The organism is Acinetobacter septicus, from assembly GCF_019355975.1.
In the GTDB taxonomy this organism is placed as follows: domain Bacteria; phylum Pseudomonadota; class Gammaproteobacteria; order Pseudomonadales; family Moraxellaceae; genus Acinetobacter; species Acinetobacter ursingii.
On record NZ_CP079899.1, the window covers coordinates 165,794 to 180,583 of the forward strand.

The window sequence follows — 14,790 nt, forward strand, 5'->3', positions numbered from 1 at the left end:
GCTTACCCCTTACTTTTCGGTGTTGTTACGTCAGCATCAAAAAAGACTTCAAATACTTTTCCGCTGTTAACGATATACGTAGTTGGTCGAACTGTTGATGTACGTGCCATGTTCGCCATTTCCGTACCAACGTTACCAATGATGTTCCCGGCAATTTCTTTATCGTTTGGCTCTTCCTTCGTGCTTACAACATTGCCAGTATTTGTGATTTGGGTTGTACCAATGTTTTGATAGGCTTGTCCGTACCCCTCAAAGATTCCAGCAGTAACCATACCGCCAAGCTTTTGCAAAGTGTGTTTTTGGACTTTATCAGCCATACCCGATTGTTTTGTTCCAAGAGTTAAAGCTCGTACTTGGATTGCATACTCTTCGCCCTTAAACAACATACGGGTAAAGTTAAATTCAATATCCGCAGTATTCAGACCAACAGTACCAATAAGTTTTGCGCCGTTAAATTTACCGCCAATAACAGTAGCAAATAGGTTTTTACCTTTATCAGTATTCACACCTGTATCTAAACGCGCTTTCATTGTTGTACCAGCTTTAATGATTGCTAGTCCTTTAGTAGATTCGCTAGTCGTTTTCGCAACGTTCAAGCTTCCAAGGTTTTGTTGCCCTTCCGATGCTTTAGTGTTGTGTGAATATTTATATGTTGAATATCCGTTGACCTTGTTCTTTGTATTAGAAAACGCAGCAAGTTGATCAACAAAAGCAGTTTGACTTAATTCACGCGTTGCAACATTACGTTCTGCATTAGCAGCTGCTTGTTGGCTATATACATTAGCAACATCATTAGCAGCAGATGAAGCATGCTCATATTGTTGCGCGTAGTTAGTTTGATAAATCGGTGCGTTTTGATTAGCACCGTTTTGTGCTTGTGGTTGTTGTGGTAGACCACCGCTAGTTGGTTGAGGTAATGCGCCACCATAAGCACCACCTTGATTTGCCATATTAGCTCTGGCCATCTGGTCAAGTTCAAGCGTAATGTTTGGTGTACCACCTTTTGCAGAACCGTTTACAGGTTGCCCATTTGGACCTGTAATAAAATTCTGATCGTTCAGATCGCCGTTTGGATCTTGTGTTGCAACTGTTTTAAATTCGGGTAAATAGCTTTCACCATTTTTGCCAGCTTGAGCAGCTTCTTCAGCTTGTTTTTGACGTTCATATTCTACGTATTCAGGAGGGATAACATTTGTACCCTGTCCTTGGATTTCTGGTGTAGCAATAGCAACCTGATTATCTAAAGCTAGTTGGTCACTTTTCCCCATTGGGTTAAACATAAAAAAGCCTAAACCACCAACTACTACCAAACCAATAATTGCAACAACGCGAAAGCGCGTATCTGCAAAAACACGTTTTTTGTTAGCAGTTTTAATACTTGTATTTTTCAGTTTTTTAGGTTGGTCTTCTTCTGAATGAACTTGGTTTGCAGAAATAATAGTTTCATCGGTAGTACCTACTTCAGTGCTACGACTAGAATTCTCTTCAATGTCATTCGGGTTATTTTGTTGGTTCGTTGAATCCATTTTTACTTCTCACTTAATGACTTAAAATGCGTCTTCGAGGTAAACAGTTTTAGGTGTACCGCCAGTCGTTGAAAATGTGATGTATTTCAGATCTTCAGAATCTTCATAACGGAAGATCTTCATACCGTTGTTAGCGCGGAAAGAACTCAAAAAGGCTGGTTGAATAACACCAAAGTTACTACGCACATATATATAGCCACCAAACTTCCAAGCACGGACATTAGGACTATCGGTTCGCATTTCGACAGCACCTTCAGGCGCCAAGCCATCCATAAATTGCAAACTCACACCATCTGGAATAATCGATGTTTGATTGCCTGTTGAATACATAGCTTTGGCTGTTGGGCTTCGACCAGGTATACGTGCGTCTACACGAACATCTAAATCACGTTGGCCAGTAGCTAACATCAAAATTACTGGAGCACCCAATCCCTTTAATGTGACCGTTACGTTTCCGAAAGCAGCTGGATCTAATGGTTCGATTGAAAGGATGTTAGTTTCAGGGATTTCATCTGGCTCTTTTTCGTTTTGCTCACCCAAACCATCTGAGAAACGTCCACGGTCCAAAGAAATCTTTTCAATGTTCCATGGATTTCCTGAAGAATCGGTAAAGACAATAGTAGATAGCATGCCAGCGCTTAAACGAATTACTGGCGGTTCCTCACCAGGGTTTAATGAAATACCCAAACTACGGGTTTTCGCTTGTGGCGTATTTACATAAGGACTAGAAAGGCTTCGTTTTTGTTGCAACAAAAGTCCTTTAACTATTTTTGTTTGCTCAGGTGTGAACTGCAAACCAACAAGGTTGTGAACCTGTCTGTCAATTTCCGATGCTGTATCAACTACCTCAGGTGCAACCAAAGGAGATTGAGCATCCGCAAAAGTATTCGGGGGCATATCAGCAGCATTAACTATTGTAGTTAATGCAGTAGAAGCAAAAAGAGCCAAAGATAATTTTTTCAATTTCATAAGTTTCATCCAATTAACGCGCTGGAGTTAACGTAATTGTCTTAACAGCAATACCGTTGTAGTTCAGATAAGAACGTGGATGCTCAACAATAGTAACTGTCGCAATGAAGCGGTGAGTCTCTTTAGGTTGTTTGTCACCTAAAAAGAATTGAGTAGTGATAGGAACACGAACAGTCCAACTAGGTTCTGCAGCATGTAAATCACGGTTTTCGATTTGTGGAACATCAGTAGCAGTAGTTCGCATCGTTAGGTTGTTTTGTACGATTGTGCCAACTGTTTGTGATTGAGCGATTTGCTTCATCAATGAATCTTTACCGCCCTCAGTGAAATACATTGAACCAGCATTGTTAATAACGTCACGCCAGTTCAAGAAATCAAAGTTGTAGACAGAAAGTATTGCACTCTTACCGAATTCAGAAATAACAACGTCAGTAACGCGAGGGTTTTTTGATGCTTCGATTGGACAGATAACCGAGTTATCTACTGTTTGAACAGCTTTAACTTTAGGGTATGCATTAAAGGCAGCAAAAATAATCATCGCAAGAACAGCACTCACGATAAAAGCGAAAAACACGAAAACAAGCCATCGTCTTAACTTTGCAATCTCCTTATCTTTTTCATCCACCTGTTTTCTTAGCCAAAGACTAGGATCACAAGAACCTATTTCAGCGTTTTCATTAGATTTGTCTTTAGACACAACAGCACTCCTATTTCGCTGGCTGATATATAACAGATGGAATTGGACGATCTGATTTAGAGCTAAGCACACACTTAACTGGTGTGCCGTCATCAAAAACCATAGATTCGAAATCTGTTGTGGTGAGTTTAAAAGCCACAAAACTAAGCGTTGTTAAAACGGTTAAAATGCACAATGAGGCAAACGTACCAACCAACACTCTTAAAAGCCTTGCGTATTTTCTTTTACCTATTATTGATACTTCAGCGTAAGGAGAGCCCCATGTTGAAGTAGTCAAATTAGTTTTAGAGTTATCCATTTAGTCAATCACTAAACCCGACTTTAATTCGTCCTTATAATAGTCGGTATTAAACTCATTTGCTATATTAAGATCAAAATAATAAAAGGTATCTAGGTTATTAGCTAAAAGTGTTTTAACAAATTCATGGCTACCATTAACGTTTTCAATAGAATCTAAAGTAGGCTTTATACTAAAACCACTATGGCCTCTCCACTTTCGCCCATAAAAGTTAGAAGCAGTATCTTTACCAGCATGTCCAAAAGCACCAGCTATCACAAACTTATCAATACCCTTTACCTTAGCATTTGCAATACATTGATGCCTTGTACTGTATAAAGTAGGTCGTTGATCTTCATTAGTTAAAACCTTGCCTCTAAGTTTAAAGTAATTGATATAACTTAAACGTAAACGCTCTTGCAGTATTTTAATAAAAGTCTGTTTTTCATCCCATCCAAAGGTATAGCCACTACTTTTATTTAAACTAGATACCTTTCTCACATACCTATTTAGCAAGTTCCAGTAAAGGTATATCTTTTCTTGATCTTCATGTTTAAGGTCATCAAGTATTAAATACCTTTTAAGTCCATTAGCCCGACCATGTGTAGCCTTGCCATTTTCCACAATCATGATCAGTTTTGGTCCTTTTACTGCACAACAGAATGAAACGGAAAACCACTCAACAGGACGCAATCCAACAACAAGATTGGCATCAACAAAAGCAACCATCATCCGATCAAACTCACTAACCCTAGTGTTACTCTCGTTCTTATGTTCGAATTCTCTTACCAAGTAGTTGTAAAACGTGCGTTCAAAGTACTTTGTTTTCAGCTCAGAAGTACGCTTAGGTTTGTCCTTATTAGCTGTATATTTTGTGTTAATGATTCTTAAATATAGTTCTTCTAAAAAATATTCATCAAAACCAGCATCTATATCTTCATCATTAATAGAGCCATTATTTAGCTCATTAAGCTTTAGACCGATTCCATATACTAAATATGCACGATATGTTCTAAATGTAGATTCCGCATAATATCCATTTTCAGATTTAGTTTTAAATTCAGAATATATGTTTTCATATAACATTTTTAAATCTAGCTCTGAACTATCTAAATGTTTATCAATCTTTTGCTTAAGCTCAATATCATATTTAGTCTTAGTAGAATACGGAAAATCTTCTATACGGCTTGTATATTCTTTTAATGTCTTTGGATAGCTATTAGGATTCTCAAAACTGCTCACCACTACCACCCTTAATCCACATGCAAAACATGAGCACATACTACAACGTTAAACACCTTTCTAAAAGTACTCGTTAAAACGTTTTTCACTTTAAGCACAATGTTTTTCACTTTTAAGCCCAATAAATGCAAATGTCTTTTTTGACTCCTCTCTTGTTAGTACAGTGGAAAAATCAAAAAAATGAAGTTGAGAAATCATAAAAACACAGTGGGCCTTTTTTACAGTGAAGTGCTTGATATGCGTAGTTTCAATAGTCTTTTGCCAGTGCTGATGCCTTAAATTTTTAGGGATAAATACGACTCTAAGCACATCATTATTGCAGTTTAATTGGTGTTTAAGGTGTAAAACTTTATATTTAAGATGCACAGCACTAAACCATAGGGTAGGTTTTTATAAGTAGCAGTTGTAATGTCTTTAAAGTTTTAAATTAGTAATGGTATATACCAAGATGCATTTTTTCTTCAAACAGTTTTTATCAATTTATTTAATATTAAAGAAGCTGACTTATAAATAAATTGCATTATCCACATTAATATTTTTATTGTTAATTAAAAAAGTATATAAACATCTTTATTAATGTACTTCTATATTGTAAAATATAAATTACAGTATTAACAATATTTTAAGTAAAAAATAAACTAAATCTAGTTTGTTATTTTCTGTATAAAATTTATTCTAAAAAAAGAACAATAAAGATAATAAAAAGAGAGAATAAGACTATAAAGGATTATAAAAGACGTCTAGCAAACTATAAGAGCTCATTTACTCTCTACAATTGTTTGAAAAAAGTACGTTGTATTTCCATTTCAGATAAGTACTACTAAAAAAAAGCATTGTTTTGGACAGACAATGCACCTAAAAAGAGTATTTTTTACAGATTTGTCTTGTTTAGGCCAGGTACGACTGCCTAAAGAACGGCCTTAGATATACGTTAAAGCTTATAAATTAGGTTTAAGCGAGTGTCTAAAAGTCGGCTTTATACCTTTTAAGGGGTTTTTTATAATTAATAAAGTGCATTTTAAAAGTTTTTAGACTAAAATCATTTTGTCTTTATACCCACTTAATCCGGAGTAAAAATGAAGCACAATAAAAAGCTTTTAAGCGTTCTTGCAATTGGTTTAATGATATCTGGATGTGCTAGTCGTGATGTAACGCAATTAAACGTAGCAAGCCCTTTATCTATTATATCTGAAGCATCTCAAGAGGCTTTAATTGCACAACAGAATTTAAAGAACTCTACTGCAATTCAAATGCAAACTGCTCAGAAGAAACAAGGTAGCATCAACCATGACCTTTTAAATATCGACTACATAGGCGATCCAATACCTTTAATTAAAAGTATTTCTAGCCAATACGGATACCGTTTTGTAGAAGCTGGTCCTACCCATGAGCTTCCAATTGTTAATTTTAATAAAAAGCGTGTTACGGGTGTAGAAGCTTTACGCAATATTTCTGCATATTTAAATACTGCTTCGATAACTCTAGATCATCAAAATAAAAGTATTTTATTGACTTATAACTAACACCCTTTAAATCCTTTTATAAATATCTGGAGTTTTTATGGACTACTCTAATAATGCTTCATTACAAGAGCTACTAAACCCATCTAACCAGTCTTCTTTAGAAGTTCATGTTAGTAATGTTGAACAGCAAGCTCGTTATGAAGCCATGCTTGAATTGGTTAAGCAAAAAGGTATTAAGTTAGGGATCAATACGTATTTAAGCAACTCTCGTGAGGTCATCAAAAGCCAAGAGCGTAACCTTGATACAATCTTTAACTTTAAACCTTACATGATCAAAGGTGTTGTTGTTCCCCCGGTTATTATTGAATCAAAAGATGTAACTGAGACACCTAATGCCATGTCGTACAAGACGACTAAGCAGACTTATAAAATCTTGAAACAAGCTCGTTTCAGTACTCGTGCACCTGATTGGCGTCAGTACCTTGTTTTCCCTACACTTGATAGCAATGTTGATTACGTGACTTTCATTCCGAAAGAAATGTTACCAGCTAACGAACAAGAACGAAAAATATGGAAAGAGACTGCTGCTAAGTCTTATGAAATGGGTTTAGTTGAGGGCCGAAATATTGTTGAAGATGCAGTAGATCGTCTTAAACGAGATTATTTGGGGATGGTTACTTTCCATAAGTTTGTTTTAGAGGGCAAGTTATCAATGCCAGCAATTAGCAGTCAATCACTGGCTGTTACTTCTACACAAGACACTATTGCTCTTGATATGAAATTGCTTCAAATCCAACAATTACCGCAGTTCAATTCAAATATTGAAACTTGGAAACCAATTCTCCAACCTGAACAAATTGCACCTAGCTATCAAATTCCAAAAATTAACCTTGTTAGCGAACCTTAAGTTCGCTAACTCAATTGGAAGTTTTAAATGCAAATGAAGGTTTCGACATTAAAAGCAAAATCTGCATTATTTGATGTTAACAAGATTAAAGGATCTGAAAATAAGATTCTGACAGCTACCAAAGACATTCGCAAAGACTACGATTCTAGTCGTGGTTTTGGTTTGGCTACATTAACAGCCATAACGACATACAAAGATCCGAAACAAGGGTTTAAAAGTCGCGATGAATTTGAAAGTCTTCTATATGAAGCATTAGCTCATGGTGCTTCAGATATTTTCATTAGTCCAGATCGCCCCATCACAATGATGAAAGACTTGGACTTATATTCGTTAACACACCGTATTATCAATCGTGATGAAGCTTTACACATCCTAAGAACGATTGCTGATGAAAATGCCTACTTAGTCCTTATTAATAATAAGTTTATTAATAAGGCATATCGTATTCTGCAGAAAGACGCTTCAGGTAAGGAAACTCGTTATAACTTTCGTGTGAACGTATCTCGAACTTCGTATCGTGGATCTGGAGATTCTTTTCAGATAACGTTACGTACAATTTCTGGCATCCCCCCTCACTTTTCAAAAGTGGGTTTAGATGAAGATTTCATCAATAGATCACTACCTCACAATGGTTGCTACATCATCGGCGGTATCACTGGTTCTGGTAAAAGTACAACACTAGCTTCAAATATTCGCTATGTGTTGGAAAATAATACTCATATTCGTGGAAATATTTTAACTCACAATGAGCCTATCGAATACGAGTATGACGCAATTGAAAGCACACACAGTATTGTTAGTCAAAGTGAAATCCCCAATAACTTCGAGACTTTTGCGGATGCAAATAGAGAGGCGATGCGTAGACGTCCTGCTGCAGTTGAAATCGGTGAATTGCGAGATAAAGAAACAATTTCTGCAGCTCTAGAACTTTCTTTAACTGGCCACCCTGTTTTTGCAACGGTTCACGCAACCACAGTAGACAAAATTATTCCACGTATGTTGAAGCGCTTTAAGCATGAAGAACATCTTCAGGCTGCAGCTGACATTATTGGTTCAGTTTATACATTGATTGCTCAACGTCTTGTTAAAGATGTGAACGGCAAGGTATTTGCTGTAAGGGAACACTTAATTTTATCACCTCAACTTAAAGAACAATTGCTTTTAATTGATGATATTCATGCTCAACAGAAGTTTATTCGAGAGTTAATGATTAATTCTGATGGTTCAGATCCAAACATCAGTAAGAGTTTCAGGAAACAAGCTGACGATCTACTCAAAGCTGGTCGTTTGCATGAAGACTACTATTACAAACTGATTTATTAAGAGGCGAATATGGATGATCAATATGCACACTGGTCGCAATTTAGATTAAATCTAATCCTATGGGGCGGTTTAAACGGATATTTGTTTATACCTTTTCTAGCTGTTGTTATTAAGTTTTCCTTATTCAAACTTATGCTTTTCATCGGCTTGATAGTAGCAACATTGGTTATTGAAAAAGTATTTAAATACAAATACAGCTATATCCCCTCTGCTCTTAGACGCTTAGTTTTTGGGGGCAATAAATACACTAGACGCGGTAGAAGACGTTACTCGTTGTAAATCTTGAAAAATTGAAAGGTAAACTTATGAAAAATACTCAAAATGAAAAACCAGCGATTGAAGAACGTTATATTGTTCTAGGTATTGATGATGGACATGGCGGTACAAAGCTTTATGCTGGTCTAGATCCAGATGGAAATGAAATCAAACTGACTATTCCTAGTATTGCTTATTCAGGAAAAGTCCTCACTGGCGAAGAGGAATCTACTGACTATTATGTGGTTAAAGTTAATGAAAACCTTTATACAGTTGGTAAGAAGATCAATAGTAGTGTTCCTCTAGATACCAGAACAGATGAATACCCGACATCTGAATATAACAAGGCACTAATACACCAGGCAATTAAGGCCTATATTGACCATATCGGAACATATGATGGTAGAGCGTTTGCAATCGCTACTTCACTTCCTGTTAGTCGCTATTACACACCTGAAAAAACCAAAAACATGCCACTTATTGATATGAAAACTAATTTTCTACTCAATGGTGATGTTTGCTACAACTTAAAAGATCATAAAGCTGGTAAACCGCTTAATATCATTAAAAGACATATTGTTAAATGTGAAGCTCAAACAGCTTATTTTAATGAGATTATTGATGTACACGGAAACGGGTCAGAAGATAGTGATCTTTTAATAAGTTCTGAATGTGCTGTAATCGATATTGGCGGTAAAACCACTGATATTGTAGTCACATTAGATGGAGGAAACATGCTTGATGGCCATCGTTCTACATCACGTAACCTTGGTATTCTTACCATCTATGAACGAATCACTAGCTTAATTCTTGAATCTGGCTATAAAACGGTTAACGCTAACTGGCTAGATTTCGCACTAAAATCTGGAAATTATGGTATAGGATCTCAAGCCAAAGATATTACAGGTTTAATTCAGCAAGCTAAAAACGAATTCATGATCGAATTAAATAACTTTATCTCTAAACAGATCGGTGGAGGAGATGATTTAGCATTAGTATTATTTTGTGGAGGCGGTGCAGCTTTTCTTGAAAAAGAGATTAAAGAAAAGTACGACTTACCGAACGTAAGAATCGCAGAATCACCAGAGTACGCCAATGCTAAAGGTTTATATAAGTTAGCTCTGTACACGACAAAAATAGATAACTCATTGAAATAATGTCATAATAATTGTTTTCTAACGACGAATACTATGACACATCTCAATGAGTTATATCTTATCTTAAACAAATATCTAAAATGGAACAAGTCACATTTAAAGTGCTTTGCGCTCATCATGCTTGTGATTATTTTAAAGCAAACATGTAATCTTTCTTCTGCATCTAAAGCCTTGCCCATCAAGTGCTTACCACAATCATTTTATCGACGTATGCAGCGCTTCTTTGCAGGTCAGTATTTTGATTATCGTCAAATTTCTCAGTTGATTTTCAATATGTTTTCATTCGACCAAGTGCAACTGACTTTAGATAGAACCAATTGGAAATGGGGAAAACGAAATATTAATATCCTGATGCTCGCAATCGTTTATCGTGGAATAGCGATACCTATCCTTTGGACATTGCTTAATAAACGTGGAAATTCAGATACGAAAGAGCGCATTGCTTTGATTCAACGCTTTATAGCCATTTTTGGTAAAGACCGTATTGTGAATGTGTTCGCAGACAGAGAGTTTATCGGTGAGCAGTGGTTTACATGGTTAATTGAACAAGACATCAACTTCTGCATTCGTGTTAAAAAAACTTCATTGTCACCAATCATTTAGGAAAGAATCATAAAATTAGTGATTTATTTCGCCATCTTAAAGTTGGTCAAATTGAATGTCGTAAACGACGGATTTTGGTTGGTCGGGTGAAACTATATATAAGTGCACTACAGTTAGAAAATGGAGAGCTTTTACTCGTCGTTTCTCCTCAGTTTAATGCCAATGCTATTCAGGATTATGCATTACGCTGGGAAATTGAAACCTTATTCAGTTGTCTCAAAGGACGCGGGTTTAATCTTGAAAATACGCGCTTGACAGACGCTAGACGAGTGAAAAAATTGATTGCGGTGTTAGCTATAAGCTTCTGTTGGTGTTACTTAACGGGTGAATGGCAACATGATCAAAAAAAAGTGATAAAAATAAAGAAGCATGGACGACTCTCAATGAGTTTATTTCGCTATGGTTTAGACTATGTTCAAATGGCGATTCAGCGTTTAATTGGTTTTGGGAAAAAAGAAGAGTTTAAGGAAATTTTGGCAATTTTAAGAAGGCAGAACCCTGATAGGATAAGGGTTCTGTGAAATTTGTCGTGTACAGAGATAAGTTAGCTAAATACATGTATAAAATGTACGCAGAAATCAAATGACAGATTCAAACTACATACAACTATCCTATCAATTAATTCACTTAACAAGAGAAGATCTTGATGTGATTAGTAGTGTTAATAGAAATCTACCAGGTCTAGACTTAAACGCTTTTAGTTTAAGTCTGCTGTATTTGGGATTTATCTTTTGTACTGACAAGCAGAAGATTTTTCTAAATGCGCCAGTGCAAAATGAAATAGACGAGATGTTTGCACAGCCTGTACGAATGAAAATAGATAAAAATGCAAATCAAAAACTATTTAATTCAATTAAAAAACATCCTCAAGGAAAGCTTCGTAGAAATTACATAACTGCTGTTTTACATGCTGGTATAGCGGTTCTAATTGAGCTTTCATACCTTTATAAGTTGTATGAAGTTAATGAGGATATGGCAAGCCTATATTCTGTCAATTCTTTCCTATTAAGGTTTGGTTTAAGTACTTGTGTTGAAACATACACCAAGTTTAATACTGCTTACTATGTGTATGATATTGAATATCTTGAAAAAAAGTATCTTGATCATATCACCATACAAATACCAGAAAGTAGTAAGGAGAAAAGTGAACAATCACCTAAAAAGCCCGTAACTGATTCTATCAAGAGCAAGGAGGTTCCTGTTCAAAAAGCAGTTAAGATAAAGGAAGCTAAACATACTGAACATAAAAACATTCAGGACCACTCCCCTACCGTTGAAACATCTCAAAATACCGAAACATCCGAAATTAACAATGCTAAACCAAGTCAAAACGTATCTGAATCAAAACCAGTAACCAATCCAAGTAATTCGGATTGGCTTAACAAGACTTTTAATCCAGATCTATTATAAAAAAACCGGCAATGCCGGTTTTTTTCATTCAAAGTTTTGAAACTTCAATCATTCAAGCTCTTAAAAAACTCTTCAATTTTTCTAGCTTTCTCTTCTGTAATATCGGCATCCAAGGCTACTCGCAACTTAAGTACACTCTTACCTTTGGTACCACATTCAGAACTCATAGAACCAAATTTAACGCCCTTATCTGTTTTAAAATCGAATTTATTCTTACTCGATTGTTCTTCAGTAGTAGCTTCTTCAGTTTTTTCAGGCTTAGTCGCCTTATTTGCTTTTTCTTCTTCACTCAAAATAGCTATAAATCCTTTATGACGCTTGCCCGTGGATTTAAATTCTTCAACGTATTTATCCCATTCTGGTCTTAACAAGTCGAAAATTGCTTTTTCGGTTTTAGTTTCTAAAGCTTTATTTATTGCGGTATTCACTTCTTGAGCAATATATCCAGAAATTAGCTCAGGATCTTCGTTCAAAGAGTCCAAAATGAACTCAGGTAAGTCTAGAATATATTTGAGACGGAAATACTTCGACTTATCAATCGCAAATTTTTCAGTAACAAATTCATAACTTTCAAAAGGATAACCGAACTCTTCACATAATTGCTTGATTTTTAATATGCTTTCAAAATCTGTAAGATTATGTCTAGCAGTATTATCCAATAAAGCTGTTATAGCAGCTTTATCATCATTCATAGATGTTTTAACTAAAGCAGTAATTCTCTTTAGCTTTAAAATCTCTTTAATTGCTCTAAAACGTCTCTCACCAGCAATTAACTCGTAACGATTACCCTTCTGTCGAACAGTAATTGGGTTAATTTGTCCATTAATTTCTATATCAGCAGCCAAAATTGGCAACTTCTCATATACACGTTTATTCATGATACGTGGTTGATAAGGTGATGGATCAATTAAATCAATGTCGATTGATTCTAAATGAGATCCGCTAACAATATTTTTTGTTTCTCGCTTAGCTAGTGGGTTAAGACTCCCCTCTTCTATGGCTGGAGTCGCTGTATTTTCTTTTACATCAGTAACTTGAGCGTCACTCCCTGTTGCATTAGCAACAGGTGTTTTTTTCATACTTTTTACTTTATCTTTAAAGTTCATATCAGCACCTTATAATTTTTTGTATTCAGAAACCATTAGATCTACAAGTTGATTAATTGCTTGTTTTGCTGGTGTTTCTTTTCCAGCATCCAGATCAAATACGGAACACTTAACATATGATGCTTGACTAAAAACCGTAGCATGTGGAATACAGATTAATTCCTTATTTACCAGTTTTTCTTGTAATTTTGGTTGAGCATATTCATTGCGAATATCTTCAGCCAAGGTAAGATCCACTGTATTACGCTTGTTATAAAAGTTTAGTACTGGCGATAGAATTTTTAAATCTGGATTGCTTGTCTCTAAATCATCCATAGAGTTAAGTATATCTTCCAAACCCTGAATACTGTATTCACCCTGTAATGGAATTAATAAACTGTTTGATGCTAACAAAGCATTAAAAGTTAAAGTTTCCATTCGCGGTGGACAATCTAACAAAATAAAGTCGAAATCCCCTTTTATCTTTCTTAATACACTTCTAATAATTTCATTAGGAACTGGACTAGAACGCTGAATATTGATCTCAACATCACGAATGTTTTTAGCACAAGGAATCAAAGATACATTTTCAAAGTTGGTTTTATCTGGACCTTGTATAACATCGTGGATGTTAATTGTTTTATAGTTTTCAAAAATATCTTTTAGAGTGCCATCTATATCGTCAATATCTGGAACATTTGAAATATGTTTTGTTGCATTACGTTGGCTATCTAAGTCGATTACTAAAACCGTATAACCTAATTTTCCAAGCTTAGCAGCACAATTCACTGTAGATGTTGTTTTGCCCACACCACCTTTAAAATGGATGCTTGTACAAATATAAGTTTTTCCTGAGTTCTTTTCCATTTTTCAATCACCTTTCAAGTAAAGTCAAACAATACAATATTTGAAAAATATTTAAAATACTTTTTCACTTTATTTTTAATATATTTTAACTTTTTCAATCTATATGCCTAACATGTGTCCATATCTTATGTGTTTTTCATTATCAGACTGATAACAGCTTTAGATTCCTAAGCGTGGTTTTTTTCATTATCAGACTGATAACAGCTTTAGATTCCTAAGCGTGGTTTTTTTCATTATCAGGCTGATAACAGCTTTAGATTCCTTAGCGTGGTTTTTTTCATTATCAGACTTATAACAGCTTTCGATTCCTAATCGTGGTTTTTTCATTATCAGACTGAAAACGGCTTTAGATTCCTAATCGTTGGTTTTTTCATTATCAGACTGATAACAGCTTTAGATTCCTAATCGTTGGTTTTTTCATTATCAGACTGATAACGGCTTTCGATTCTTAATCGTTGATTTTTTCATTATCAGACTGATATCTGCTTTAGATTCCTAAGCGTGGTTTTTTCATTATCAGGCTGATAATGGCTTTCGATTCTTAATCGTTGATTTTTTCATTATCAGACTGATATCAGCTTTAGATTCCTAAGCGTGGTTTTTTCATTATCAGGCTGATAATGGCTTTAGATTCCTTAGCGTGGTTTTTTCATTATCAGACTGATAACGGCTTTCGATTCTTAATCGTTGTTTTTTCATTATCAGACTGATAATGGCTTTCGATTCCTAATCGTGGTTTTTTTCATTATCAGGCTGATAACAGCTTTAGATTCCTTAGCGTGGTTTTTTCATTATCAGGCTGATAACAGCTTTCGATTCTTAATCGTTGATTTTTTCATTATCAGACTGATAACGGCTTTAGATTCTTAATCGTTGGTTTTTTCATTATCAGACTGATAACAGCTTTAGATTCCTTAGCGTGGTTTTTTCATTATCAGACTGATAACAGGGGAGTTGCCAAGAAGAGGGGAGGGCTTACTACTACTTACAGTTAAACAAATGAGTAGAC

13 protein-coding genes are annotated in these 14,790 nt (G+C 35.3%); 6 read left to right on the forward strand and 7 right to left on the reverse strand.

The features are described 5' to 3' along the window. Positions 1-2: 2 nt before the first annotated feature. From I6L31_RS17330 to I6L31_RS17350, 5 genes are all read right to left on the reverse strand, one after another. Entirely contained in the window at positions 3-1,526 is a 1,524-nt protein-coding gene (locus I6L31_RS17330) for a DotG/IcmE/VirB10 family protein (RefSeq protein WP_005005904.1), read from the reverse strand. 21 nt (positions 1,527-1,547) lie between these two features. After that, positions 1,548-2,423: a DotH/IcmK family type IV secretion protein gene (locus I6L31_RS17335; RefSeq protein WP_227518657.1), complete on the reverse strand. Its 876-nt coding sequence runs from the start codon at positions 2,421-2,423 to the stop codon at positions 1,548-1,550. A gap of 85 nt (positions 2,424-2,508) precedes the next feature. After that, positions 2,509-3,192: a DotI/IcmL family type IV secretion protein gene (locus tag I6L31_RS17340; RefSeq protein WP_005005897.1), complete on the reverse strand. Its 684-nt coding sequence runs from the start codon at positions 3,190-3,192 to the stop codon at positions 2,509-2,511. A 10-nt stretch (positions 3,193-3,202) separates the two neighbouring features. Continuing rightward, positions 3,203-3,490, reverse strand: coding sequence for a hypothetical protein (locus I6L31_RS17345; RefSeq protein ID WP_032055042.1), 288 nt, complete (start codon positions 3,488-3,490; stop codon positions 3,203-3,205). Then, positions 3,491-4,711, reverse strand: coding sequence for a hypothetical protein (locus tag I6L31_RS17350; protein ID WP_227518656.1), 1,221 nt, complete (start codon positions 4,709-4,711; stop codon positions 3,491-3,493). A gap of 1,076 nt (positions 4,712-5,787) precedes the next feature. On the opposite strand from I6L31_RS17350, the gene I6L31_RS17355 reads away from it, so the two are divergent. The 6 genes from I6L31_RS17355 to I6L31_RS17380 all read left to right on the forward strand — a co-directional run bounded on the left by I6L31_RS17355 (position 5,788) and on the right by I6L31_RS17380 (position 11,829). Further along, entirely contained in the window at positions 5,788-6,234 is a 447-nt protein-coding gene (locus tag I6L31_RS17355; protein ID WP_005005893.1) for a DotD/TraH family lipoprotein, read from the forward strand. A gap of 37 nt (positions 6,235-6,271) precedes the next feature. Then, a complete protein-coding gene (locus I6L31_RS17360; protein ID WP_005005889.1) occupies positions 6,272-7,081 on the forward strand; it encodes a type IV secretory system conjugative DNA transfer family protein in 810 nt (269 codons plus the stop codon). 27 nt (positions 7,082-7,108) lie between these two features. Beyond that, positions 7,109-8,404, forward strand: a complete 1,296-nt coding sequence (locus tag I6L31_RS17365; RefSeq protein WP_005005886.1) for an ATPase, T2SS/T4P/T4SS family — start codon at positions 7,109-7,111, stop codon at positions 8,402-8,404. A 305-nt stretch (positions 8,405-8,709) separates the two neighbouring features. Further along, complete coding sequence (locus I6L31_RS17370) at positions 8,710-9,816, forward strand: ParM/StbA family protein (protein WP_005005883.1); 1,107 nt, start codon at positions 8,710-8,712, stop codon at positions 9,814-9,816. A gap of 33 nt (positions 9,817-9,849) precedes the next feature. Beyond that, positions 9,850-10,940, forward strand: a protein-coding gene (locus tag I6L31_RS17375; RefSeq protein WP_141738495.1) for an IS4-like element ISAba1 family transposase whose coding sequence is annotated in 2 segments (ribosomal slippage) — positions 9,850-10,390 and positions 10,390-10,940 — 1,092 coding nt in all. Because the reading frame shifts where the segments join, the coding sequence is not laid out codon by codon here. Between the two features lie 61 nt (positions 10,941-11,001). Further along, complete coding sequence (locus tag I6L31_RS17380) at positions 11,002-11,829, forward strand: hypothetical protein (protein ID WP_005005878.1); 828 nt, start codon at positions 11,002-11,004, stop codon at positions 11,827-11,829. Positions 11,830-11,873: 44 nt separating this feature from the next. Here the strand turns inward: I6L31_RS17380 and I6L31_RS17385 are convergent, their stop codons facing one another. Together I6L31_RS17385 and I6L31_RS17390 are read right to left on the reverse strand one after the other, a co-directional pair. After that, positions 11,874-12,935 (reverse strand): ParB/RepB/Spo0J family partition protein, encoded by a 1,062-nt coding sequence (locus I6L31_RS17385; protein WP_005005876.1) that lies wholly within the window; start codon positions 12,933-12,935, stop codon positions 11,874-11,876. Between the two features lie 9 nt (positions 12,936-12,944). Next, positions 12,945-13,781 carry a ParA family protein gene (locus I6L31_RS17390; RefSeq protein ID WP_005005874.1) on the reverse strand — a complete coding sequence of 279 codons (837 nt, stop codon included), beginning with the start codon at positions 13,779-13,781 and terminating at the stop codon, positions 12,945-12,947. Between the last annotated feature and the right edge of the window lie 1,009 nt (positions 13,782-14,790).